At 74.7% G+C, this 23,075-nt stretch carries 22 protein-coding genes; 10 read left to right on the plus strand and 12 right to left on the minus strand.

Going from position 1 to position 23,075, the window contains the following annotated elements; genetic code table 11:
* Positions 1-10 precede the first annotated feature (10 nt).
* From ACIRRH_RS15700 to ACIRRH_RS15710, 3 genes are all read right to left on the minus strand, one after another.
* Positions 11-688 (minus strand): response regulator, encoded by a 678-nt coding sequence (locus ACIRRH_RS15700; RefSeq protein ID WP_403066948.1) that lies wholly within the window; start codon positions 686-688, stop codon positions 11-13.
* Positions 685-2,046, minus strand: a complete 1,362-nt coding sequence (locus tag ACIRRH_RS15705) for a sensor histidine kinase (RefSeq protein ID WP_403066950.1) — start codon at positions 2,044-2,046, stop codon at positions 685-687. Before ACIRRH_RS15705 ends, ACIRRH_RS15700 begins: the two co-directional genes overlap by 4 nt.
* 276 nt (positions 2,047-2,322) lie before the next feature.
* Complete coding sequence (locus ACIRRH_RS15710; RefSeq protein ID WP_403066952.1) at positions 2,323-4,524, minus strand: MMPL family transporter; 2,202 nt, start codon at positions 4,522-4,524, stop codon at positions 2,323-2,325.
* 379 nt (positions 4,525-4,903) lie between these two features.
* On the opposite strand from ACIRRH_RS15710, the gene ACIRRH_RS15715 reads away from it, so the two are divergent.
* Genes ACIRRH_RS15715 through ACIRRH_RS15725 form a run of 3 tightly spaced genes read left to right on the plus strand, consistent with a single transcriptional unit; the run spans position 4,904 to position 8,099 of the window.
* Complete coding sequence (locus ACIRRH_RS15715; RefSeq protein WP_403066954.1) at positions 4,904-6,028, plus strand: DegT/DnrJ/EryC1/StrS family aminotransferase; 1,125 nt, start codon at positions 4,904-4,906, stop codon at positions 6,026-6,028.
* Between the two features lie 22 nt (positions 6,029-6,050).
* A complete protein-coding gene (locus tag ACIRRH_RS15720; protein ID WP_403066956.1) occupies positions 6,051-6,995 on the plus strand; it encodes an NAD-dependent epimerase/dehydratase family protein in 945 nt (314 codons plus the stop codon).
* A gap of 12 nt (positions 6,996-7,007) precedes the next feature.
* Positions 7,008-8,099 (plus strand): hypothetical protein, encoded by a 1,092-nt coding sequence (locus ACIRRH_RS15725; RefSeq protein ID WP_403066958.1) that lies wholly within the window; start codon positions 7,008-7,010, stop codon positions 8,097-8,099.
* A gap of 129 nt (positions 8,100-8,228) precedes the next feature.
* On the opposite strand, the gene ACIRRH_RS15730 is transcribed toward ACIRRH_RS15725, so the two are convergent.
* The 5 genes from ACIRRH_RS15730 to ACIRRH_RS15750 form a co-directional block, all read right to left on the minus strand.
* Complete coding sequence (locus tag ACIRRH_RS15730; RefSeq protein WP_403066960.1) at positions 8,229-9,047, minus strand: polysaccharide deacetylase family protein; 819 nt, start codon at positions 9,045-9,047, stop codon at positions 8,229-8,231.
* Positions 9,048-9,054: 7 nt separating this feature from the next.
* Positions 9,055-9,900, minus strand: coding sequence for an SDR family NAD(P)-dependent oxidoreductase (locus ACIRRH_RS15735; protein WP_403066962.1), 846 nt, complete (start codon positions 9,898-9,900; stop codon positions 9,055-9,057).
* A 50-nt stretch (positions 9,901-9,950) separates the two neighbouring features.
* Positions 9,951-10,865, minus strand: a complete 915-nt coding sequence (locus tag ACIRRH_RS15740) for a hypothetical protein (RefSeq protein ID WP_403066964.1) — start codon at positions 10,863-10,865, stop codon at positions 9,951-9,953.
* Positions 10,866-11,055: 190 nt separating this feature from the next.
* Positions 11,056-11,961: a class A beta-lactamase gene (bla, locus tag ACIRRH_RS15745; RefSeq protein ID WP_403066966.1), complete on the minus strand. Its 906-nt coding sequence runs from the start codon at positions 11,959-11,961 to the stop codon at positions 11,056-11,058.
* Positions 11,962-12,112: 151 nt separating this feature from the next.
* Positions 12,113-12,925, minus strand: a complete 813-nt coding sequence (locus ACIRRH_RS15750; RefSeq protein WP_403066968.1) for an SAM-dependent methyltransferase — start codon at positions 12,923-12,925, stop codon at positions 12,113-12,115.
* Positions 12,926-13,151: 226 nt separating this feature from the next.
* On the opposite strand from ACIRRH_RS15750, the gene ACIRRH_RS15755 reads away from it, so the two are divergent.
* Both ACIRRH_RS15755 and ACIRRH_RS15760 read left to right on the plus strand, forming a co-directional pair.
* Positions 13,152-13,802, plus strand: a complete 651-nt coding sequence (locus tag ACIRRH_RS15755) for an RNA polymerase sigma factor (RefSeq protein WP_403066970.1) — start codon at positions 13,152-13,154, stop codon at positions 13,800-13,802.
* On the plus strand, positions 13,799-14,530 hold the full coding sequence (locus tag ACIRRH_RS15760) for a hypothetical protein (protein ID WP_403066972.1): 732 nt from the start codon (positions 13,799-13,801) through the stop codon (positions 14,528-14,530). Before ACIRRH_RS15755 ends, ACIRRH_RS15760 begins: the two co-directional genes overlap by 4 nt.
* Positions 14,531-14,637: 107 nt before the next feature.
* Here the strand turns inward: ACIRRH_RS15760 and ACIRRH_RS15765 are convergent, their stop codons facing one another.
* From ACIRRH_RS15765 to ACIRRH_RS15780, 4 genes are all read right to left on the minus strand, one after another.
* On the minus strand, positions 14,638-15,315 hold the full coding sequence (locus tag ACIRRH_RS15765; protein WP_403066974.1) for a 4'-phosphopantetheinyl transferase family protein: 678 nt from the start codon (positions 15,313-15,315) through the stop codon (positions 14,638-14,640).
* Positions 15,312-16,103 carry a hypothetical protein gene (locus tag ACIRRH_RS15770; protein ID WP_403066976.1) on the minus strand — a complete coding sequence of 264 codons (792 nt, stop codon included), beginning with the start codon at positions 16,101-16,103 and terminating at the stop codon, positions 15,312-15,314. Before ACIRRH_RS15770 ends, ACIRRH_RS15765 begins: the two co-directional genes overlap by 4 nt.
* A 4-nt stretch (positions 16,104-16,107) precedes the next feature.
* Positions 16,108-16,398 carry a phosphopantetheine-binding protein gene (locus ACIRRH_RS15775; RefSeq protein ID WP_380700059.1) on the minus strand — a complete coding sequence of 97 codons (291 nt, stop codon included), beginning with the start codon at positions 16,396-16,398 and terminating at the stop codon, positions 16,108-16,110.
* A 126-nt stretch (positions 16,399-16,524) separates the two neighbouring features.
* Complete coding sequence (locus tag ACIRRH_RS15780) at positions 16,525-17,457, minus strand: 3-oxoacyl-[acyl-carrier-protein] synthase III C-terminal domain-containing protein (protein WP_403066979.1); 933 nt, start codon at positions 17,455-17,457, stop codon at positions 16,525-16,527.
* 350 nt (positions 17,458-17,807) lie between these two features.
* On the opposite strand from ACIRRH_RS15780, the gene ACIRRH_RS15785 reads away from it, so the two are divergent.
* From ACIRRH_RS15785 to ACIRRH_RS15805, 5 genes are all read left to right on the plus strand, one after another.
* Complete coding sequence (locus ACIRRH_RS15785) at positions 17,808-18,263, plus strand: hypothetical protein (protein WP_403066981.1); 456 nt, start codon at positions 17,808-17,810, stop codon at positions 18,261-18,263.
* Positions 18,260-19,537, plus strand: coding sequence for a beta-ketoacyl-[acyl-carrier-protein] synthase family protein (locus ACIRRH_RS15790; RefSeq protein ID WP_403066983.1), 1,278 nt, complete (start codon positions 18,260-18,262; stop codon positions 19,535-19,537). The genes ACIRRH_RS15785 and ACIRRH_RS15790 overlap by 4 nt, the downstream gene beginning before the upstream one ends.
* Positions 19,538-19,621: 84 nt before the next feature.
* Positions 19,622-21,466 carry a 4-hydroxyphenylpyruvate dioxygenase gene (gene hppD / locus ACIRRH_RS15795; RefSeq protein WP_403066984.1) on the plus strand — a complete coding sequence of 615 codons (1,845 nt, stop codon included), beginning with the start codon at positions 19,622-19,624 and terminating at the stop codon, positions 21,464-21,466.
* The gene (locus ACIRRH_RS15800) at positions 21,372-22,091 is read left to right on the plus strand and encodes a thiamine pyrophosphate-dependent enzyme (protein ID WP_403066986.1); all 720 of its coding nucleotides are present in this window, start codon (positions 21,372-21,374) and stop codon (positions 22,089-22,091) included. Before hppD ends, ACIRRH_RS15800 begins: the two co-directional genes overlap by 95 nt.
* The gene (locus ACIRRH_RS15805; protein ID WP_403066988.1) at positions 22,088-23,056 is read left to right on the plus strand and encodes an alpha-ketoacid dehydrogenase subunit beta; all 969 of its coding nucleotides are present in this window, start codon (positions 22,088-22,090) and stop codon (positions 23,054-23,056) included. Before ACIRRH_RS15800 ends, ACIRRH_RS15805 begins: the two co-directional genes overlap by 4 nt.
* Positions 23,057-23,075: the final 19 nt, after the last annotated feature.

The raw sequence follows: 23,075 nt of genomic DNA on the forward strand, positions 1-23,075 counted from the left end.
CGCGGCGTGCTCAGGCCGGGCGGCCGGGTGGAACCAGGCCGCTCTGGTAGGCGATGGCGACGAGCTGGGCGCGGTCGCGGGCGTCCAGCTTGGACATCGCCCGGTGGACGTGGGTGCGGACGGTGAAGGGGCTGACGAACATCCGCTCCGCGATCTCCTCGTTGGTGAGGCCGGTGGCGGCCATCGACATCACCTCGCGCTCGCGGGCGGTGAGGACGGACAGCCGCTCGCTCGTGGGGGTGGCGGACGCCAGGTCGGGCTGGGCGAGGAACTGGTCGATCACGGCCCGGGTGGCGGCGGGCGAGAGCAATGCCTCGCCCGCCGCGACGGTCCGGACGGCGGCGAGCAGCTCCTTCGGGTCGGCTCCCTTGCCGAGGAAACCGCCGGCGCCCGCGCGCAGCGCCTGGGCCACGTACTCGTCTATCTCGAAGGTGGTGAGGATGAGCACCCGGGTGCCGGACAGCTCCTCGTCGCCGCAGATCTCGGCGGTGGCGCCCAGGCCGTCGGTGCCGGGCATCCGGATGTCCATCAGCACGATGTCGGGCTTGGTGGCCCGGGCGAGCGCGACGGCCTCCCGGCCGTCGGCGGCCTCGCCGACCACCTCCATGTCCTCCTCCGCCTCGATCAGCAGGCGGAAGGCACCGCGCAGCAGGGCCTGGTCGTCGGCGAGCAGTACCCGGATGGTCATGCGTGGTCCCTGTCCTCTCGGAGCGCGCCGTCCGCTCGGGCGGCGCCGTCCTGTCCTTCAGCTGGTGTCGGGCGATCGGTACGGGCGGTGCGCGCGAGCCGGGCGGCCCGGGCGACGTCGGCGGTGGTGAGGGCACCCACGGCCTCGGGGCCGTCGTCGCGGACGCCGGTGCGCAGCGGGAGCTCGGCGGTGACCAGGAAGCCGCCGTCGGGCCGTCGGTCGGCGCTGAGCCGGCCGCCGACCGCGCCGGCCCGCTCGCGCATGCCGATCAGACCGAAGCCGCCCTCGCTCGGCGGGTGCTGGGGCAGGGGGACGGCACGGCGGCGACCGCTCGCGGTCGGGCGGCCGTTGGCGACGCTGACCGCGACCCGGCTGCCGCTGTAGGCCAGGGTGATCTCGGCGTCGGCGCCGTGGGCGTGCTTGGCCACGTTGGTCAGCGACTCCTGGACGATCCGGAAGGCGGTGAGGTCCACGCCGGGCGACAGCGGGCGGGCCTCGCCCTCGACGGTGAGCCGGACCGGCAGGCCGGCCCGCTCGAAGGTGTTGATCAGCTCGGGCAGCCGGTCGAGGCCGGGGGTGGGTTCGAGCGGGGCGGGTTCCTCGGCGCGGCGCAGCAGGCCGACGGTGGCGCGCAGTTCCTGGAGGGCCGAGCCGGTGGCGTCGGTGATGTGGCTGAGCACCTCGCGGGCCTGGACGGGGTGGCTGTCCATGAGGTGGACGGCGATGCCGGCCTGGGCGTTGGCGAGGGCGATGTGGTGCGCGACCACGTCGTGGAGGTCGCGGGCGATCCTGATCCGCTCGTCGGCGACCCGTCGGCGGGCCTCCTCCTCGCGGGTGCGCTCGGCGCGTTCGGCGCGTTCCTCGATGGCCGCGAGGTGGGCGCGCCGGTTGCGGATGGAGTCGCCGAGGGCGCCGGGCAGCAGGGCCCAGGCGAGGACGCTGATCCGTTCGCCGATCGGGCCGCTCGGGCCGAACAGCAGCGAGATCCCGGTGAGCAGGACGGCGGTGATGATCGAGGCGCGCAGCGCGGTGGCGCGGTCGGTGCGGACGGCGAGGAAGTAGAGCGCGAGCAGCAGCGGGGTGGCCAGCATCGGGGTGAGCCGGGGGCTGGTGAAGGTGAGCACCATGGTGCAGAGCAGCGTGACGGCGACCACCGCGCGCGGGTAACGGCGGTGGGCGAAGACGGCGGCGGCGGAGAGCAGCGCGAGGGAGCCGGTGGCCGGGTCGACTCCGTTGAAGTGGCCGCCGGTCTGGTCGACGGTGGCGCCGAGGCCGGTGGCCGTGATGAGGGCCACGCCTCCCACGGCGTCGAGCAGCCGAGGGTGGCTGCGGCGCAGGCGCTGCCAGGTGTCGCTCATGGTCGTGCTCTCTGGTCGGGGTGCCCTGGCCGCACCCTCACCGGGCGGCGCCAGTCCATGCCGCACCAGCACTGGTGGGGGCGCGGCAGGCGGGGTCGGAGGCCTCCGTACGGGCGGTGGCCCCGACAGCAACGGTAACGGTTGGGGCTCGAACCGGTGTCCGAGCCGGACGGTGCCGGACCCGGCCCCAGCGGACCCGGCCCCGGCGGAACCGGGCCGGGGTGCCGCCCGGACCTGGCACCGGGTGGTGCCGGGTCAGGTCCGGGCGGTAGCGGCCTAGACGGTGACCGATTCCCGGGCCGGGGCCGGCTCGGGGGCGCCGGTCGCCAGCTTGCTGCCCTCCACGTCCACGTCCGGTATCAGCCGGTCGAGCCAGCGCGGCAGCCACCAGGCGCGGCGGCCGAGCAGGGCGAGGACGGCCGGGACGATGGTCATCCGGACGATGAAGGCGTCGAAGGCGACGGCCGCGGCCAGGCCGAGGCCCATCATCTTGACCATCGGCTCGCTCATCCCGATGAAGCCCGCGAAGACGGCGATCATGATGAGGGCCGCGGCTGTGACCACCCGGGCGTTGTGCCGGAAGCCGGTGACGATCGCCTCGCCGGGCTGCTCGCCGTGGACGAAGCCCTCGCGGATCCGGGTGACCAGGAACACCTCGTAGTCCATGGCGAGGCCGAAGACCACACCGATCATGAAGATCGGCATCATGCTCATCACCGGGCCGGTCTGCTCCACGCCGATCAGATCGGCCAGCCAGCCCCACTGGAAGACCGCGACCACGGCGCCGAGCGCGGCGACCACCGAGAGCAGGAAGCCGAGGGCCGCCTTCAGCGGGACGAGGACGGAGCGGAAGACCACCAGCAGCAGGATGACGGCGAGGCCGACGACCACGGCGAGGTAGGGCAACAGCGCGTCGGACATCTTCTGCGAGACGTCGATGTTCATCGCCGTGGTACCGCTGACCAGGACCGTCGCGCCGGTGGCCGACTTCAGGCCGGCCGCGTCACCGCGAATGGCGTGCACGATGTCCTTGGTCTCGGCCTCGCTCGGGCCGGTCGCCGGGACGGCGCTGAGCAGGGCCGTGTCTCCAGCCTGGTTGAACATCGGCGGCGTCACCGCGACGACCCCGGGCACGCCGGAGACCTTCTTGGCGACCTCGTTCGCGGCGGCCTTCGGGTCGGCGACGCCCTTGGCGTCCACCATGACCGTCAGCGGGCCGTTGAAGCCGGGGCCGAAGCCCTCGGAGAGCAGGTCGTAGGCGCGGCGCTGAGTGGTGGAGGTGGGCTTCGACTCGTCGCCCGGCAGGCCGAGCCGCAGGTCGAGCGCGGGGGCGGCGAGCACGCCGAGGGCGATCACACCTCCGAGCAGCACCGCGAGCGGGCGGCGCAGGATGAAGCGGGCCCAACGGGCGCCGCCGTTCTCCTTCGCGGCCGGGGCCGCCGCGCCGGACGCCTTGCGGGCCTTGCGGGGCAGCACCTTGCGGCCGAGGAAGCCGAGCAGTGCGGGGACCAGGGTGAGCGCGACCAGCACGGCGATCGCGACCGTCCCGGCGGCGGCCATGCCCATCTTGGCCAGGATCGGGATGCCGACCACGGAGAGGCCGGCGAGCGCGATCACCACGGTGAGGCCGGCGAAGACCACCGCGGACCCGGCGGTGCCGACGGCCCGGCCCACCGCCTCCTGGGGCGTCCGGCCCTCGGCGAGCTCGGCACGGTAGCGGGAGACGATGAACACCGCGTAGTCGATGCCGACGGCGAGGCCGAGCATCATGGCGAGCGTGCCGGTGGTGGCGGAGAGCCCGAGCGTGCTGCCGAGCGCGGTGATCAGCGCCATGCCGAGGCCGACGCCGACCACCGCCGTGAGCAGCGGCAGGCCGGCCGCGACCAGCGAGCCGAAGGTGATCACCAGCACGACGGCGGACAGCGCCATGCCGATCGCCTCGCTGCTGCCGCCCGCCTCGGGCTTGGCCGTCAGCGCGGTGCCGCCGATCTCGACCTTGAGCCCGGCGTCCCGGCCGTGCTGGGCGGCCTGCTCCAGGGTGTCGGTGGCGCCCTTGGACACCTCGCCCACCTTGGCGGAGTAGTTGACCGTCGCGTAGGCGGTGGTGCCGTCCTGGGAGATGGCACCGTGCATCGTGAACGGGTTCACCGTACCGGTGACCTGCTCGGACCGGGCGACCTCGTCAACCGTCCGCTCGACCGCCTGTTGGTTGGGCGCGGCGGTGATCTTCTGGCCGGAGGGGGCGACGAACACCAGTCGCGCCGTGGCCCCGTCGGCGTGGCCGCCGGGGAAGCGCTCGTTCATCAGGTCGAAGGCCTTCTGTGCTTCCGTGCCGGGCATCGCGAAGCCGTCGTCGGGTGCGGCGGGCGCCTTGGCCGCCAGGACCCCGCCGACCGCCAGCACGGCGACCCAGAGGAAGGTCACCAGCCGGCGCCGGACGAAGGCCCATCGGCCCAGACGGTAGAGGAACGTGGCCACGGGAGAGCGGACTCCTTCGGATGCGGTTCTCGGAAACGGACGCGCCACGGCCGGCCGGGCGTCCTGGTGGACGCGGTCCGCCGCAGCATGCCCCATCCTTGATCGCCGACCCCCGCTCCGTCGTCGTCCCTGCGCAGGCCGTTTGCGTACTGCGGACGCAGTAGTGCCCTCCCCCGCACGGAGGAGCGCACGCCCCACGCCGGAAGCAGAGCCCGGACCTGCGGCGGAAGCAGTTCCGGTCACCCGTGCGGGCGGCGACCGCGGGCCGCGGACCGGTGGGCGAAGTAGCGTGATGTGCCTGACCCGTCCGCTGTCGTGCGGTTCGGGATGATCCGACCCGATCGGTGCTGCTTTCGCAGCCCGCCGCCGGAGGTGCCCCATGGGCGTTCCAGCCGCCCGCATCGTGTTCGACCAGAGCGACCGAGCGGCGGTCGCCGAAGCGGTGACCGAGATGCTCACCACCGGCGCGCTGACCCTCGGTCCGTGGACCGAGCGCTTCGAGCAGGCCTTCGCCGCCGAGCACGGCGCCTCGCACGCCGTCGCGGTGAGCAGCGGCACGGCGGCGCTGGAGGTGATCCTGCGCAGCATCGACGTCCGGGGCCGCGACGTGGTCGTCCCCGCCGTCACCTTCTACGCGACCGCCGGCGCGGTGGTGCACGCGGGCGGGCGGCCGGTCTTCGCCGACGTCGACCCGGCCACCCTCGCGCTCTCCTCCGAGACCCTGGAGGCGGCGCTCACCCCGGACACCGCCGCCGTCGTCCTGGTGCACATCGGCGGGCTGATCGGCCCGCAGGTCGACGCCGTGCGCGCGCTGTGCGACCGGCGCGGCGTCCCGCTGGTCGAGGACGCCGCGCACGCCCACGGCAGCAGCTTCGACGGGCGCGCCGCCGGGACCTTCGGCCTGGCCGGGGCCTTCTCGTTCTACCCAACCAAGGTCACCACCAGCGGCGAGGGCGGGATGATCCTCACCGAGTCGCCGGAGCTGCGCGACGAGGCCCGGGTCCACCGCGACCAGGGCAAGGGCTCCTTCACCACCAACCACCACGTGAAGCTCGGCTACGCCTGGCGGATGAGCGAGCCGCACGCCGCGATCGGTGCGGTGCACCTGCGCCGGCTGAAGGAGTTCATCGAGACCCGCCGCGCCGTCGCCCGCCGCTACGACGCCGCCCTCGCCGGGCTGGACGGCCTCGACCCGGTGCTCGAACCGCCCGGCTGCCGCGGCAACTACTACAAGTACGTGGCGCTGCTGCCGTCCGGCGTGGACCGCGCGGAGTTCAAGCGGGCGGTGGCCGAGGAGCACGGGGTGCGGCTGTCCGGCGAGGTCTACGACCTGCCGCTGCACCTCCAGCCGGTGCTCGCCCCGTACCGGCGCGGGCCGCTGCCGGTGGCCGAGGACGTCTGCGCGCGGCAGGTCTGCCTGCCGGTGCACTCCGACATGACCGAGGACGAGACGCAGCAGGTGATCGACGCCGTCTCCGCGGTGTACCGGCGACTGGCCGGGTAGCCGGAGCGAAGGGAGCAAGATCGTGCGGATAGCCGTCACCGGGGGCTGCGGGTTCATCGGCTCACACGTCGTGGACCACCTGATCGCGGCCGGCCACGAGGTCCTCGCGGTGGACACCACCGACAAGTACCTCAACCCGGACGCCGAGCACGCGCGGCTCGACGTCCTCGACCTCAAGGCCCTCACCGCGGCGCTGGCCGGCAGCGAGGTGGTCTACCACCTGGCCGCCATGGCCGACGTCGAGCAGGTCTGCGCCGACCCGGTCCGCGCGGTGCGGACCAACATCGACGGCACCGAGGCAGTCCTGGAGGCCGCCCGGCGCAGCGGCCTGAGCCGGACCGTGCTGGCGAGCACCGTCTGGGTCTACGGCGCCGCCATCGCCGACGGTCAACTCGACGGCGGCGAGCAGGAGCTGGACGAACAGGTGCCGATCGAGCTGGAGCACAGCGGCCATCTGTACGTGGCCACCAAGCTCGCTTCCGAGATGCTGGTACACAGCTACCACGAGCTCTACGGGCAGCACTTCACCATCCTGCGCTACGGCATCCCGTACGGCCCCCGGATGCGGGACGAGCTGGTCGTCGCCCGGTTCGTCCAGGCCGCGCTGGCCGGGCGGCCGATCACCATCGCCGGGGACGGCCGGCAGAGCCGCAACTTCGTTTACGTCGAGGACCTCGCGGACGCCCACGTCCGGGTCCTCTCCCCCGCCGCCGAGGACCGGACCTTCGCGCTGGAGGGCTCGACGGCCGTCTCGGTGCGGGACATCGCCGACACCGTGGACGGCCTGCTGGGGCCCGTCACCATCGAGCACATCGACGGGCGGAAGGCCGACTACGCGGGGCGGCGGATCTCCTCGGCACAGGCCAAGCGGCTGCTGGACTGGTCTCCGAGCACCCACTTCACGGACGGCGTGCGGCGGTACGCGGACTGGTACCGGGCCACCGTCGGCTCGGCCGCCGGCGCCTGACGGAGCCGTCCGATGCCACACGCCCTGCTGGTCTCCGGCTCGCTCGGGCAGGGCCACGACGTGATGGCGCAGGCCTGCGCGGACACCCTGCGGGAGTGCGGCTGGACCACCCGCACCGTCGACGCCATGGCCCTGCTCGGGCGGCGCTCGGGCGCGGCCGGGGAGGCGGTGTTCCGCCGGCTGCTCGACCTGCCCGGGGTGTACGACGCCTTCCACTTCTCGGCTCTGCGGCCGGGCGCCCGGATCGCCCTGCTCGCCGACGCGGCGGCCCGCAACCGGCTGGTCCCGGCGCTGCGGGAGCTGATCGGGGCACAGCGGCCGCAGCTGGTGGTCTCGGTGTTCGCCACCGCGGCCTCGGCGGTCGACCGGCTGCTGCGGCAGGCACCGGAGCGGGAGTTCCGGCACTTCGTCTTCTGCACGGACGTGACACCGCACCGGCTCTGGGTGCAGGAGGGGACGGACCTGTTCCTGGTCACCTCGGAGGTCGCCGCGTGTGCGGTGCGGCGGTACCGGCCGGACGCCGACATCGTCGTCGTGCCGGCCCCGCTGCGGAAACCGTTCTACGGGCCGCCGGAACGGGCCGCGGCGCGCGCGGAGCTGGGCGTGCCGGCGGGCGCCGCGTGCGTGCTGCTGATGTCGGGCTCCTGGGGGCTCGGCCCGCTCGCCCGCACCGCCGCCTCGCTGGCCGCCGCCGGACCGCACGTGCTCGCGGTGGCCGGGCACAACCGGGAACTGGAGCGCCGGCTGCGGGGCGCCGCGCGCCGCGAGCCCCGGCTGCACCCCTTCGGCTACACCGAGCGCGTCCCCGCGCTGATGGCCGCCGCCGACCTGGTGGTCACCAGCTCGGGCGACACGTGCAGCGAGGCCCGGGCGCTGGGCCGGCGGCTGCTGCTCCTCGACGTCGTGCAGGGGCACGGACGCGACAACCTCCAGCACGAGCTGGAACTCGGCCACGCCGACGTCGCCACCGCCCACCCGGCCGAGGTGGTCCGCAACGCCCTGGCCGCGCTCGGCCGCCCCGAGCCCCCGCCGTCCGCCGGGGCGACACCGGCGGCCTGGCAGGAGGGGTTCGGGGCGGCGCTGCGGCGGGTGGGGCTGGGATAGCCGAAGCCGGTGCGGCCGGGGTGACCGAGGGTTCGGCGCACGCCGATGGTGCCCGAGCAGGCGAGGGGCCCGGTCGCCGCGCCGGTGCGCTGGGGATGTTGGTGTCCGGTGGCCCTGACAACCTGTCCGTCACACCGGACGGTTCCCGCCGACGGGCGGCGGCACCCGGTGGTCGCGGAGGGGGCCGAGGGTCAGCCGGTGGGTGCGGCAGTGGTCGGCGATCAGCGGGAGCGCGGCGAGGGTGGCGCGCCAGGAGTCGGGGGCGGAGGTGCAGTCGGAGTCGTGCAGCAGGAGGGTGGCACCGCCGGTGAGGCCGGGGCGGGCGGTCGCGTAGACGGACTCGCCGGTGGCCCCCGCCGCCCAGTCGCGGCCCCAGGCGGTCCACAGCACGCTGCGCAGGCCGAGACGGCGGGCGGCCAGGGCCGGGCCGGCGGCCAGGACACCGTACGGCGGCCGGTACCAGAGCGGACGGGCCCCGCAGAGTTCGGTCACGGCCTCGGCGGCACGGCGCAGTTCGCGCAGGTCGCGGGCGGGGGCCGGGTACCACTGCCGCCGGTGGTGCCAGCCGTGGACGGCCACCTCGTGGCCGCGCAGCACCAGCTCGCGGCCGAGCGCGGGGGCGCGCTCCAGCATCGCGCCGAGCAGGAAGAAGGTGGCGCGGGCGCCGAGTTCGTCCAGCGCGTCGAGGACGTACGGGGTGCTGCGCGGATCGGGGCCGTCGTCGAAGGTCAGGGCGACGTGGCCCGGCGCGGTGCCGTGGCCGGCGGTGCGGCGGGCCAGGGTGCGGCGCAGTGGCGGCAGGCGGACGGCAGCCGGGGCGAGGTGCAGGACCTCGACGCCGGCCGCGACGGCGAGGGCCGTGGCGGCGATCGTCCCCGGGCGCGGGACGGCGGTGCCCGGCCGACGCACGGCGGTGGGGCTCACCCGGTGTGCGGCCGCGGCGCTCAACCGGTGCTCACCCGAAGCGCGAGGCCATCCGGCGGAACACGCCCGGGGCCGCGCCGTGGATGCGGGCCGGGAAGCCGAGCCAGTGCGGAACGTAGAGCCGGTCGCGCTCGGTGGTGATGGTGGCGACCACGATGTCCGCGACCCGCTCCGCCGAGACCGGGCGCGGCCGCTCGCGCTGGTACGGGGTGCCGCGCCGGTCGAAGAACGGGGTGTCCACCGCTCCCGGGAGCACCAGGCGCACCCCCACCCCCGTGCCGCGCAGCTCGTACCAGAGGCTCTCCGCGAACATCGTCAGCCCGCCCTTGGTGGCGGAGTACCCCGCTTCGTCGCGCACGCCGACCTGTCCGGCCATCGAGCCGATCAGCACGATCCGGCCGTGGCGGCGCTCCAGCATGCCGGGCAGCAGCAGGCGGACCAGGCGCAGCGGGGCGGCGAGGTTGACCTCGATCATCCGGTCCAGGGTGTCGGAGGGCATCTGCGCGTACGCGCCGCGCCAGCCCAGGCCGGCGCTCGCGATCAGGGTGTCCACCCGGCCGGCCTCGGCCACGGCGGCCTCGGCGAGGCGGGCCGGACCGTCCGGCCTACTCAGGTCCTCGGGCAGGGCTCGGCCGCCGGTGCGGCCGGCGAGTTCGTCGAGGCGGGTGCGGTCGGTGCCGGAGAGCAGGGTGTGCCAGCCGGCGTCGGCCAGGCGGGTGGCGGTGGCGTGGCCGATCCCGGAGGAGGCGCCGGTGATCAGCGCGACGGGGCGCTCCGTAGGGCGCGTCGGCCCCGTGGGGGCCTTGGGGACCGCGCCCCCCTCCACGGGGTCCTTCGGGTCCGACCGCCGGGGTCGGGAGTCGGGCTCCTCCGCCATCGGGCACCTGCCGCTCTGTGGCCGTGTCGCCGTCCGTTTTGTCCGGCAAGTCACCTTCGCATGGCGGAGCCGTCCGGGCTACCGGGACGGACGGAGGGCTCCGCGCCGGCGTCCCGGCGCGGAGCGGACAGCTCGGCGGACTCGCCCTCCAGCTCGCCGAAGCGAGACAGTACGAAGGTGCCGCCCACCGCCACCGCGAAGCCCGTCAGCGCGCACCACTCGAACCCGGGGCGCGCGGCGTCCCCGAGCGCCACCACGCCGACCAGCGCCGGGCCGAAGGTCTCGGTCACCGTCCCGGCGGCGGTCGCGGCCGTCACCGTGCCGCGCTGCAGGGCCAGGGCGTAGGCGAGGTAGCCGCCGAGACCGCCGACGGCGAGGGCGTAGGCGGCCGGGTCGGTGAGGACGGGGACCAGGCCGGAGGCATCCAGGACCCGCACGGCCAGGCTGGTCACGCCGAAGCCGACCCCGGCCAGCAGCCCCAGGCCGGCCGCGGCCACCGTGCCCTGCCGACGCGCCAGGACCACGGTGGCGAGCACCATGACGGCAGTGGTGGCGAGCAGCGCCCAGTGGAAGGCGGGAGCGGCGTGGTCGCGGCCCTCCTGGCCGGAGCCGAGCGCCAGCATGGTCAGGCCGACGACCACGGCGAGGATGCCCGCGAGGTCGCCCCGGCGCAGCCGCGCGCCCAGCAGCCAGACGGCGGCCACGGCGGTGACGGCCAGGCTGGAGTTGGTGACGGCCTGGGCGAGGAAGAGCGGGAGGGTGCGCAGGGCGACGATGCTCAGCGCGAAGCCGGCGATGTCCAGCAGCGTGCCGAGGATGAACTGCCAGGACCGCACCAGCGCGGCCAGCAGGCCCGCCCGCACCCGGTCGGCGCGCGGGGCCGACCGTGCCCCGCGCGCCTGGAAGACCGCCCCGAAGCCGAAGCAGACGGTCGCGGCCGACGCGGTGGTGAGTCCCAGCAGCATGCCTCTCCCAGCCTCGCGGGGCAGCATCCATCCACCACCAGTCTGTGCCCGGCGGGACGGGGCCGCACGGGTGGGGCGAAGGGGGTGAGGGGCATCAGTGGGACGGCTCTGCGGGCCCGGCGTCCCGCACCGTCGGATGCGGGCCGCCGGGGAGCCGGGCCCGGGCAGCGGGAGCCCGGTACGACCGGTGCTAGCCGAGCGCGCCCGCGAGCAGCGTGGCCGTACGGGCGACCAGGGGTTCGTCCATCGGGGCCGCCTCCGCCGGCTTGGTGGTCAGCACGGCGAGGAGGACGGGGGCGCCGCCTCGGGTCCAGGCGATGCCCACGTCGTTGGTGGTGCCGTGGCGGCCGGTGCCGGTCTTGTCGGCGAGGGCCCAGTCCGCCGGGAGGCCCGCGCGGAAGCGCCGGACACTGGTGGTGTTGGCCCGCAGCCAGGCGGTGAGCTGGTCCCGCTTGGCCGGCGGCAGGGCGCTGCCGAGCGCGAGGCGGCCGTAGGTGCGGGCGATGGCCTGCGGGGTGGTGATGTCGGTGCGACGGTCCGGTTCGGCGCTGTTGAGTTCGGGCTCCCAGCGGTCCAGGCGGGTGACGCGGTCGCCGATCGAGCGGGCGAAGCGGGTGACGGCAGTCGGTCCGCCGAGTTCGCGGAGCAGCAGGTTGGCCGCGGTGTTGTCGCTGTACTCGATGGTGGCGGCGCAGAGCTCGGCGACGGTCATGCCGTTCGCCAGGTTCTCCTCCTTGCCCGTGATCGGCGCGCCGGGGCCACCACCGACGACGCCTCCGGCCCGCGTGATGTCCTCGGCGGTGTACCGGATCCGCTTGGCGAGGAACTCGCCGTCGCGGTCGAGGTCCCGCAGGACGGCGGCGACGGCGACGGTCTTGAAGACCGAGCAGATCGGGAACAGCTCGTCCGCGCGGTACCGGACGGTCCGGCCGGTGGTCAGGTTGCGGCCGTAGACGCCGAGGCGGGCGGAGTGCTCCTGTTCCAGGGCGGCGAGGGCCTGGTGGAGGCCGGCCCCGGCGGCCGGGTCGTTCGCCGTCGCCGCGAGGGCCGGGCCGCCGGTCGCGGCGGTGACGGCGACGGCTGCTCCGAGGCCCATGCCGAGGACGGCTCGGCGGCTGTGTCGGGCTTGCGAAGGCTGCGGGTGCATGCTCCCCCTCTGATCGGATGTCGCGGCGCGAGCCACTTTCTCGATCAGGACGCCACAGGTGTGCCGATGGTTCGTCAGCTGTGCGAATCGGCCCGGGAGTTCACGGCCGGATGGCCACCGCCGCGTACGCCGAGGCCTTCGAGGGGTCGACGGAGACCTCACCGGGCGCAGGCCGCCACTGCGGGGTGGGGACGACGCCCGGGTCGAGCAGGGTCCAGCCGGCGAAGAAGCGGGCGATCTCCGACCGGGTGCGGGCCTGGGCGGCGGTGCCGGCGGAGGAGTAGACGCGGACCAGGTTGGCGATGTCCTCGGGCGCGAACTCGGGGGTGCCATGGGTCATCACCAGGGCGCTGCCGGGGGCGAGGGCGGACTTGAGCTGCTCGACCAGCCCGTACGCGCCGCGGGCGTCGGGGACGAAGTGGAGCAGGGCGTTGAGGGAGAGCGCGACGGGCCGGGCGAGGTCGATGGTCCCGCGCAGGCCGGGGGCGGCGAGCAGCCGGGCCGGGTCGGTGACGTCGGCCTCGACGTAGGCGGTGCGGCCCTCGGGGGTGCCGGTGAGCAGGGCCTGGGCGTGTGCGAGCACGATCGGGTCGTTGTCGGCGTAGACCACCCGGGCGCCGGGCCGGATGGTCTGGGCTATCTCGTGCAGGTTGGGCGAGGTGGGGATGCCGGTGCCGATGTCGAGGAACTGGTCGAAGCCGGCCTCGGCGAGCACCCGGGTCGAGCGGTGCATGAAGGAGCGGTTGACCCGGGCGCCGGTGCGCAACCAGGGCGCCACGGCGAGGGCGTGCCCGGCGGCCTCGCGGTCGGCGGCGAAGTTGGTGAAGCCACCGAGGAAGTAGTCGTACATCCGGGCCGAGTGCGGCACGTTCAGCCGCAGGTCCACCCCGTCGTAGAGGCCCACCGCGCTCACCCTTCGCTCCGCTCCTGATCGATCGTTTGCTGCCCACGACGGGCGGGAGCCAATCGCGAGTCGAACGGCACCCGACGGTGCCCACCGACGACCGCAACCCATGAGATGACAATCTGTATTCGGATTGCAGCCTGGAGTGACCGGCCTGATGGAATGAGGATGGACGCAGACAGCCCGACCCTCGGGTGGCCCGGCGAGCAGCCGACGGCCACGGAAAGCAGGCTCGATGACGATCGACAGGGGTGCCCACGTGCGCGGGCACCGGGGCGGGGCGGCCGTGGCGTGCACCGGCGGGACGGGGCCGCAGTGGTCGGCCGGCCCGGAGTCCGGTCTCCGTTCCGAGTTCGGCCTCCGCCTGGACCTCACCTATGCCGCCTTCTGCGAGACGCATGAACCCGCCTGGCACGCCCTCGCGTTGACCCGGATAGGCAACCAGTCCGATGCGGCGCTGGTGGTCGGGGCGGTGAAGTCCGACCTGGCCCGCTGCTGGCCACAGGTACTGCGGTTCGAGGAACCGGCAGCGTACGCCTGGCGGTTGGCCAACCGGCACGTCTCCGACTGGGTGGCCGGCGAGGAAGCGGTCGAGGTGGAGGCGGTCACCTTCGCGGCGGTGATCGGCGCCTTCAAGCAGGTGGCGAAGGGGCTGCTGCACAGCGAGGCGGACGAGGTGCGGCTGTACGCGGCGATCCTCGAACTGCCGGAGCGCCAGCGGGACGTGGTGATCCTGCGGTACCTGCTCGGCCTGCACGTCAAGGTGATCGCGGCGTACCTGGGGCGGCCGGTGGCAACGGTTCACTCCAACCTCCGGCACGCCCGGGACCGGCTGGCCCGCCGGCTCGGGGTGGGCGAACTCCCGGACGGCGGAGCTGATCTGTGACGGCGAGACCGGACGAAGGCGCCTCGGCCGGAGCGGGTCCGGCCGACGGCGGGCGCACGGTGTTCCGCGTCCCGCGGCCCGAACGCGCCCATGCGGAGCGGATCGCCGCCGTACGCCAGGCCCGACTCACCGCCGCACCCGCCCACCTGCCGTCGGAGCACGAGCAGGCCGCCTTCGAACTCGGCCTGGTGGTGGCCCTGGTACTGGGGGCGCCGGACGCCTCGCGCGGGCTCGACCTGCTGGTGAACGCCCGCCGGATCGAGCCGGAGGGGGCCGAGGTGTTCGGCGCGCTGCTCTACGCCACCGGCAAGGAGGAGGGCGCCGAGTTCTGGTGGCGCTTCGCGGCCGGATCGGGCAGCGGGACGGCCGCGTACTGCCTGCACCTGCACCACCTGATGCTCGGCGAGACCGACGACGCCGACTACTGGCGGGCCTGGTCGGACCAGCTGGCGGCGGCCGAACGACCGCCCGGGCCAAGGGCATTGCGGATGAACCAACCGCTTCTGCCGGACGACGTGCGGCGGGACACCATCTCCCGGGTGCACCGGGGGCTGGCCCCGCAGCTGCCCCCGGCACTGGTCGCGGTGATCGACCGGCTGCCGGTGCAGGACGGCGACGAGGAGGAGGTGCCGAGCCCGTGGGGACTCACCTCGGGGGCGACCTCCGCCTGTTCCTGGGACGACCTTCCGTGGGGAGCGGTGGACGGTCACGACGACCCGTGGGGGTGATTGCCGCACGGGCTGCCGTGATCATCCCTTCAGGTGAGCACGGAGAGCCGGGCGAGGACGACCGGCTCGCGCCCGCTCCCGGACGGCCGCGAGATCGACGAAGGGCCTCAATTCACCTTCCACACACGCGAGTTGACATGCACCGGCGACTCCCCGAGGGCTGCGACGGCAGCCCGGAACGGCCCTGCGACGGGGACGTCGCAGAGCCGCAGCGGGCCGGTGCCGAGTCGGCCCGGGTCGGCCACCAGCACCGGCGAGGGGCCGGCCACGGGCACGCCGAAGGACTGCGCGAGCCGCCCGCCGTACGCCTTGACGCAGGCCTCGCGGCGGCACCACAGCATGGTGAACCGCGCCGCCCGCTCGGCCGGTTCGGCGGGCTCGGCGACGAACCGCGCCTCCTCGAACGGGAACCAGCGGGCGGCCATCCGCTCGGCCGTCCGGGGATCGTGGAGCCGCTCGACGTCGACACCGACCGCCCGCCCCTCGGCGAGGGCCAGCACCGCGAGCGCGTCCGAGGCCGACCAGCTGACCCGCAGCCCGCCGGCGTCCGCCGGCTCGGGCTTGCCGTACGGCCCGTACCGCCAGACCAGCTCGGCCGGGCACACGCCGAGCCGGGCGGCGACCAGCTGCCGGACGGCGCCGCGCACCACGGTGAAGCGCTCACGCAGCCCGGGATCCGCCCGCGCCGCCCGGGCACGTTCGTCCGGGTCGAGCAGCCGCCACAACTCGGCTGCCGAAGCGGCTGGTCGACGCGTATCGATCAGCCAGAGGTCGATCGCCGTCACGGCAGGGTCAGCGTGCTGAGCACGCCGAGCCGACGGTCGTACCCGGCCAACAGCGCGGGCCGACCGTCCGCCCGCCACTGCGGAAGGTGTTCCGCCAGCTCCGCCCAGAGCCCGGTGAACGGCTGGGCCGGCGGGGGCTCCTCCGTGCCCGGGTCGAAGCCGGGGCCGAGCAGCAGCGCCGCCTCGGGCCCGAGCTCCGCGGCCTCGGCCCGGACGGCTTCCTCCGGGGAGGCCGCGCCCCGGGTCTGCCGGACGGCCAGACCGGCGCCGGGAGCCTCCTCGCAGACCAGCACCACCACCGCGTGCCGCTCCGGCAGCGGCACCGGCCCGGGCGGGTCGTAGTGCAGCGCGGTCTGTTCGGCGAGCACCACCAGGGCCCGGCGGCAGGTGCCGGTGCGCTGGTGTGCGGCGGCCAGCCGCAGGGCGGTGAAGGCCGCCGCGCCACCCTGGTCGCAGACCGCGAAGGCGAGCGGGCTTCCCGGGACGGACCGGCTGAGCGCCAGCGAGGACGGCGCGCCGGGCCGGACGTCCGGGGTGTCGAAGGCCAGGATCAGCAGGTCCGCCGGCTCGTCCTCGGCGAGCGCCTCGCGCAGCAGCCCGGCGGCCAGCTCCTCGTAGGAGTGGCCGACGCCCTCGCCCAGCAGGTCCTCGCGCAGCGGCAGGCCGTAGGGGCGGACGAGGTCGGAGACGAAGGCCCGCAGGTCCGGGTCGAGCGAGGTCTCCGACCGGCCGTCGGAACGGCGGGCCAGTGCCCCGGTGATCCGCAGGCCGGTGGGGCCGGGGGCCACCCGGTCAGTCCTCGGGGATAACGTGCCCGGCGACGTAGTCGGCCAGCCTGGTGACCGACCGCAGGTCGTCCTCGGTGATCTGCTCGACGTCCACCTGGATGTCGAGGGACTCCTCCAGCTCCAGGATCAGCTCGATGGTGCCGGCCGAGGTGAGGCCGAGATCGTCGAAGAGGCAGGCGTCCTGCGGGATCTCGGGCAGTTCGCGCTTGAGGACGCGAGGCAGGAGCTCGCCGATGCCGTGCAGGATGCGCTCGCGCAGTTCGGGGTCGGTGGTCTGGACCACAGCTTCTGACATGGGTGTCCCGTCCCGTCGTACGTGGGATGTGTGCTCCGGGACTTGCGGGCGGCCCGGGGCTCTGGGGTGGTGTGGGGATCCGGCGTCGCTGTGCGGACCGCGGCTGCCGGTGGAACCGGCGGGCCGTCAGTACCGCATCGCCATCGCGGAGAAGGTGGCTCCGACACCGGCGGCGGCGATCAGGTAGTGGTCGCCGCGGCGGATCAGCCCCCGCGTGGTGGCGGTGTGGAGATTGATGAGGCTGTCCGAGGCGAAACTGTGCCCGACCGACCGCACGTTGTCCAGCACGACTTTCTCGACCGGGTAGCCGATCCGGCGCGCGATCATCCGCCAGGACGCCTGGTTGACGTTGTGCGGCAGGATCGCGACCAGGTCGGAGAGGTCCAGACCGGCCTGGTCCAGGGCGGCCTCGATCGCCTCCACCATCACGTTCGGGTACTCCCGCTGGTAGCGGGCGAGCAGGTCCGGGTCCTCGGCCAGCCGGCCGTCGAACTCCGGGCGCTGGCGCACCACGAAGGAGAGCATCCGGTGGCGCTCGCCACCGGCACTGACCAGGCAGGCGGCCGCACCCTCGGCGAAGATGCCGGTCTCGGGCACCACCTGGGCGTCCTTGGTGAAGGTCTTCTCGCCGGTCAGCACCAGTGCGAGCGCTGCCGGGTCGGGTTCGTCCGCGAGCAGCCGGCCGGCCAGGTCGATGGCCAGCAGGCCCACCGCGCAGGCGTGGTGGGTCACCGTGAAGGCGTTGGCGTGCGCCAGTCCACGGGCGTCGAGCAGGTCGTGCAACGGGTTGAGCGGGTGGGGCACCGCCACCGGCATGCTGCGGGCGTGGATCACGAAGCGGATGTCGCGTTCGCGTCCGCGCAGCTCCGGCAGGTTGTCCAGGGCGGCGTCGAGCAGGTCGGGCAGCGTCCCGGCCGGGTCCAGACGCAGCTGGTCCAGGCCGTGGAAGCGGCGGAAGAGACTGAGTTGACGTGGGGTCAGGCCGATGCGCTCGCCCACCGCCTCGATGGGCACGGCGCGTGGGGGGAGGTGAACGGCCACTGCCTCCAGTGCGGTCACGCGGGCTAGTATTCCGACGCCCGCCGGGTCGCACAAGTGATCTCGGGCCCTCCTCCGTCGCCGCCGTTCTCCGGAAGCCGTCAACTGCGCTCCGGTGCGGCCGCGTTCACCCCCGTGCCGTCGAGCAGGTGGGAGATCTCTCATGCCGAATCCTGAACCGACCTATCCCGCAGCCTCGTTGAACCCGGAACTGGTCGGCCTGCTGGTCGAGGTGGCCGGCGCGCCGCCCGGCTGGGCGCGGCACGTCACCCCGGACGCCCGACTGGACGGCGACCTGCTGCTGGACGAGGGCGAACTCGCCGACGCTCGGCCCCGGCGAGGTCGGCGAACTCGCCACCGCCTCACCCACGTTGGCGATCGGCTACTGGAACGACTCGGCCACCACCTTCCGCACCCGGCTGCGCGGCCGCTTCCTCACCGGGGACCTGATGTACCGGGACGAGGAGGGCTACTACTACCACGTGGACCGGGCCGTCGACTCGGTCGAACTCGGGGGCGGCAAGCGGCTGTTCACCGCGATGTCGGAGGAGCGGGTGCTGGCCGCCTGCCCGGACGTGCTGGACTGCACGGTGGTCGCGGTACGGGACGGCGACCGCGTGGTCACCGACGTACTGCTGCTCCTCGCCGCGGACGCCGACGGGGCCGCGGACCGCACCGAGGCGGTCGTCGCCGCCCTGGACGAGGCCGCCGCCGCGACCGTCCGCAAGGTGCTGGTGGTCTCCCCCGACGACATCCCGCTCGGCCCGACCGGCAAGGTCCGCAAGGTCCTGCTGCGGCAGACCCACCTCGCGGCGGTGGGCGCGTGAGCGAGCGTAGTGGGCACATCGGCCCGCGCCCCGGCGCCGTCGTCACCGGCATCGGCCTGGTCTCCCCGCTCGGCCGCAAGCCCGCCGAGGTGTTCGAGGCGCTCACCGCCGGCCGCTCCGGCCTGCGCGCCGTCCCCGAGGGCCATGCCGCGCACGGCTGGCTGCCCGCCGCCGGGATCGCCCCCGCCGTGGACGGCCGGGAGGTGCTGCCGCCCACCGAGACCCGCTGCGTGGACCGCTTCGTGCTGCTCGCCCTGGCGGCCGCGGACGACGCGCTCGCCGACGCCGGCCTGGCGGTCGGCCGGGACGCCGACCCGCACCGCACCGCCGTGGTGCTGGCGACCGGCGGCGGCGGACTGGAGACCTTCGAGCAGCAGTCGCACCGCCGGCTGGAGCGCGGCCGCCCCGGCGTCAGCCCGTACCTGCTGCCCGGCATGCTCTCCAACATGGCCGCCGCCCGGATCGCCATCAAGCACGGCATCCGGGGCTACAGCTCCGCCGTGGTGACGGCCTGCGCGGCCGGTGCCCAGGCGATCGCCGAGGGGCTGCGGCTGATCCGGGCCGGCGACGCCGACGTGGTGGTGTGCGGCGGCACCGAGTCCTCGCTGCACCCGACCATCGCCGCCGCCTTCACCAACGCCCGCGCCCTGGCCCAGGGCTGGGACGATCCCGAGCAGGCCAGCCGGCCCTTCGACAGCCGCCGCAACGGCTTCGTACTGGGCGAGGGCAGCGCCGTCCTGGTCCTGGAGCGGACCGAGCACGCCGAGGCGCGCGGCGCCGCCGGGTACGCCGACGTCCTCGGCTGGGGGGCCTCCACCGACGCCCACCACCCGACCACGCCCCGCCCCGACGGCACCGGAGCCGCCGACGCGATGCGCGCCGCACTCGCCAACGCGGGCCTGGCCCCCGGCGACATCGACTACGTGAACGCCCACGGCACCGGCACCAAGCTCGGTGACGTGGCCGAGACCGCCGCCCTGAACGCCGTCTTCGGCACACACCCGCCCGCGGTCAGCTCCACCAAGGGCGCCACCGGCCACCTCCTCGGCGCCGCGGGCGCGTTGGAGGTGGTGGTGACCGCCCTGGCGGTGGCGCGGGGGACGCTGCCGCCGACGCTCAACCTGACCGACCCCGACCCGGCCTGCGACCTGGACCACGTCCGGGGCGCCGCCCGGACCGCTCCGGTGCGCGCCGCGCTGAGCAACGCCTTCGCCTTCGGCGGCCACAACCTCAGCCTGATCCTCGGCCCGGCCTCCACCCGGGCCGCCCGATAGCGCCCGCTCGACAGCCGCCGCCCACCGCCGCGCGGCGGCAGCGCGCCGATCCTCGATCCGCCATCCCTCCGGGGGGAGATCCTGTTGTCCATCCAGACCATCACCCACGTCGAGTTCCACTGCGCGGACGCCGACAAGACCGCGGCCGGACTCCGCGCCGACCACGGCTTCACCCTCGACACCCCGGCCACCGCACCGGACGGCGTCCGCACCGTCGCGCTGCGCCAGGGCACCATCCGACTCCAGCTGACCTCCGCCGCCGACCCGGAGCACCCGGTGGCCGAGTACGTCGCCCGGCACGGGGACGGCGTCGCCGTCCTGGCGCTCGGCTGCGCCGACCCGGCGGCCGCACTGGAGCGGGCCGAACGGCACGGCGCCCGGGTGCTCGACCGGGCCGGCGCCCTGATCGAGGGCTTCGGCGACACCGCCCTGCGCCTGGTACCGCTGCCGTGTGGCGGGCCCACCCCGGAGCCCCGGCTGCTGGACGACCTCGACCACGTCGCGATCTGCCTGCCCGCCGGCACGCTCGCGGACGCCGTGCGGTTCTGCGAGGACGCGCTGGGCTTCCGCACGATCTTCGAGGAGTACATCGAGGTCGGCGAGCAGGCGATGGACTCCAAGGTGGTGCAGAGCGCTTCCGGCGGCGCCACCTTCACCCTGATCGAGCCCGACACCGCCCGCCGCCCCGGCCAGATCGACGAGTTCCTCGCCGCCCACGGCGGGGCCGGTGTCCAGCACCTCGCCTTCAGCACCCGCGACATCGCCGGCGCCGTCCGGGCCGCCCGGGAGCGCGGCGTGGAGTTCCTGACCACCCCGGACGCCTACTTCGACGCCCTGGCCGAGCGCCTCGGCGAGACGGCCATCCCGGTGGCGACCCTGCGCGAGCTGCACGTCCTGGTCGACCAGGACCACGGCGGCCAGCTGTTCCAGATCTTCGCCCGCTCGACGCACCCCCGGCGCACCTGTTTCCTCGAACTGATCGAGCGGCAGGGAGCGGGCACCTTCGGCACCGCGAACATCAAGGCCCTCTACGAGGCCGTCGAACGGCACAGCCCCACCGGCATCGACCGCTCCACCGCCGCCAGCCGGCCCGCCCCCGCACATCCGAAGAAGGCCCACCCGGTGCCCGCAGCCCCCGAGTTCCGGCTCACCGAGGCCGAGCGTGCCCTGCTGCCCACCCCGGAAGAGGTGGCGCACTACCGTGAACACGGCTGGTACCTCTCCCGCAAGCTCTTCAGCGACGAGGAACTGGACACCCTCCAGGCCGCCACCGAGCTGTACTACGCCGGCCACCGCGACCGCGAGCTGCCCGTCCGGCCGCCCCGGCTGGCCTCCTGGCGGCCCTCGGACGGGCCGGTCCAGCGGCACAACGACTACGTGCACCACGAGAGCGACGCGATCGGCGCGATCCTTCGCAAGCCTCTGATCGGCGCGGTCGCCGCGCTGCTCGCCGGAGCCGGGGAGGTCCGGATCTTCCAGTCGACGCTCATCCACAAGCCCCCGGTGCCCGAGGAGCCCAGCAACCAGGTGCCGTGGCACTTCGACAAGCACTACTGGCAGACCTGCACCTCGGACGAGATGCTCACCGCCTTCATCCCGTTCCACGACTGCCGCGAGGAGAACGGCACCATCACCATGGTCGACAGCAGCCACCGCTGGCGGGAACTGCCCTCCGGCGAGGACTCCACCCGGCACTTCGCCGACCGCGACCGCTCCGAGCTGGAGGACATCCTGGCCGCCAACGCCGCCCACAACGGACAGCAGGTGCACAAGGTCCCGATGCTGATCCCGCGCGGCCACGTACTTCTCGCTGGGCATCCTCGGCGCCAACGGCATGGTCGGCGCCGGCGCCCCGATCGCGGTCGGCGCCGCCTGGGCGGCCCAGGCCGCGTCGGCCACCTCAGCCGCCTCGGCCGTCTCGTCGCCTGAACGGACGGCGGCGGACGGCTCCGTCGCCGGGCGGGCGCCGGCCGGCCGCACCCCGGTCGCGGTGGCCTTCTTCGGCGACGGCGCGCTCAACCAGGGCGTCCTGCTGGAGTCGCTCAACCTCGCCGCGATGTGGCGCCTGCCGGTGCTGTTCGTCTGCGAGGACAACGGCTACGCCACCACCCTGCCCGCCGCCACCGCCGTCGCAGGCAGCGCCACCGGCCGGGCGGCCGCCTTCGGCATCCCCGCCGAGGAGGTGGACGGCATGGACACCGAGGCCGTCCGCACCGCCGCGCTGCGCGCCGTCGAGCGGGCCCGCAGCGGCGGCGGCCCCGGCTTCCTGGCCTGCCGCACCTACCGCTACGAGGGCCACCACACCATGGAGCGCCGGATGAAGCTGCGCTACCGCTCCGCCGAGGAGATCGGCGCCTGGCGCGAGCGCGACCCGCTCCCCCGGGCCGCCGCCCTGATCGACCCGGCGACGGTCGCCGGGCTGGACCGGTCGGTGGCCGAACAGCTCGCCGCCGCGCAGGAGTTCGCGCTCGCCTCGGAGCACCCGGACCCGGCGGGCGCGCTGGACCACCTGTACGCCGACGGGCTGCGGCCCCGGGCAGGAGTGACACCGTGACCAGGCTCTCGTACACCAGGGCGCTCAACCGGGCACTGGCCGACGAACTCGCCGCCGATCCGGCGGTCTGCGTCTTCGGCGAGGACATCGGCGCCGGTCTGGCCGGGCCGACGCTCGGCCTGCTGGACCGCTTCGGGCCGGGGCGGATCGTCGACACCCCGCTGTCCGAGCAGGCCTTCACCTCGATGGCGGTCGGCGCCGCACTGGCCGGCCGGCGTCCGGTGCTGGAGTTCCAGATCCCGTCCCTGCTGTTCCTGGTCTTCGAGCAACTCGTCAACCAGGCGCACAAGTTCTCGCTGATGACCGGCGGTCAGGCCGCCGTCCCGCTGACCTGCCTGGTGCCGGGCTCGGGCTCCCGGGACGGCTGGGCCGGGCAGCACTCCGACCACCCGTACAGCCTGTTCGCGCACGCCGGGGTGAAGACGGCGGTGCCCGCCACCCCGACCGACGCCTACGGGCTGCTGCGCTCGGCGATCCGCGACCCGGACCCGGTCGTGGTGTTCGCACCCGCCGCCGCGATGCCCGTGCGCGAGACCGTCACCTGGGACCTCGTCCCCGTCCCGCTCGGCCGGGCCCGGATCCACCGGCCGGGCACCGACGTCACCGTGGTCGCCCTCGGGCACCTGGTGCACGACGCCCTCGCGGTCGCCGAGGAGCTGGCGCCGGACCTCTCGGTGGAGGTCCTCGACCCGCGCACGGTGCACCCCTTCGACTGGCCGGCGCTCGCCGAGTCGCTGGAGCGCACCGGCCGGCTGGTCGTCCTGGACGATTCCAACCGCAGCTGCGGCTTCGGCGCCGAGGTGCTGGCCACCGCCGCCGAGGAGATGCGCCTGGTCGCCCCGCCCCGCCGGATCACCCGCCCGGACGGCGCCGTCCTGCCCTTCGCCCCGGCCCTCGACCGTGCCGTCCAGCCCGGCCGCGAGCAGCTACGGCACGCGCTGGACCTCGTGATGAAGCACCGCTGACCACCGTGGGCACCCGGCT

It is taken from the genome of Kitasatospora sp. NPDC101235, assembly GCF_044767505.1.
GTDB lineage: Bacteria > Actinomycetota > Actinomycetes > Streptomycetales > Streptomycetaceae > Kitasatospora.

What these genes read in the sequence shown, in the direction of transcription:
- ACIRRH_RS15775 (WP_380700059.1), bottom strand. Translation starts at nt 16,398, where the DNA reads ATGTCAGAAGCTGTGGTCCAGACCACCGACCCCGAACTGCGCGAGCGC.
- ACIRRH_RS15700 (WP_403066948.1), bottom strand. Translation starts at nt 688, where the DNA reads ATGACCATCCGGGTACTGCTCGCCGACGACCAGGCCCTGCTGCGCGGT.
- ACIRRH_RS15740 (WP_403066964.1), bottom strand. Translation starts at nt 10,865, where the DNA reads ATGCTGCTGGGACTCACCACCGCGTCGGCCGCGACCGTCTGCTTCGGC.
- ACIRRH_RS15800 (WP_403066986.1), top strand. Translation starts at nt 21,372, where the DNA reads ATGGTCGGCGCCGGCGCCCCGATCGCGGTCGGCGCCGCCTGGGCGGCC.
- ACIRRH_RS15755 (WP_403066970.1), top strand. Translation starts at nt 13,152, where the DNA reads ATGACGATCGACAGGGGTGCCCACGTGCGCGGGCACCGGGGCGGGGCG.
- ACIRRH_RS15725 (WP_403066958.1), top strand. Translation starts at nt 7,008, where the DNA reads ATGCCACACGCCCTGCTGGTCTCCGGCTCGCTCGGGCAGGGCCACGAC.
- ACIRRH_RS15705 (WP_403066950.1), bottom strand. Translation starts at nt 2,046, where the DNA reads ATGAGCGACACCTGGCAGCGCCTGCGCCGCAGCCACCCTCGGCTGCTC.
- ACIRRH_RS15735 (WP_403066962.1), bottom strand. Translation starts at nt 9,900, where the DNA reads ATGGCGGAGGAGCCCGACTCCCGACCCCGGCGGTCGGACCCGAAGGAC.
- bla (WP_403066966.1), bottom strand. Translation starts at nt 11,961, where the DNA reads ATGGGCCTCGGAGCAGCCGTCGCCGTCACCGCCGCGACCGGCGGCCCG.
- ACIRRH_RS15715 (WP_403066954.1), top strand. Translation starts at nt 4,904, where the DNA reads ATGGGCGTTCCAGCCGCCCGCATCGTGTTCGACCAGAGCGACCGAGCG.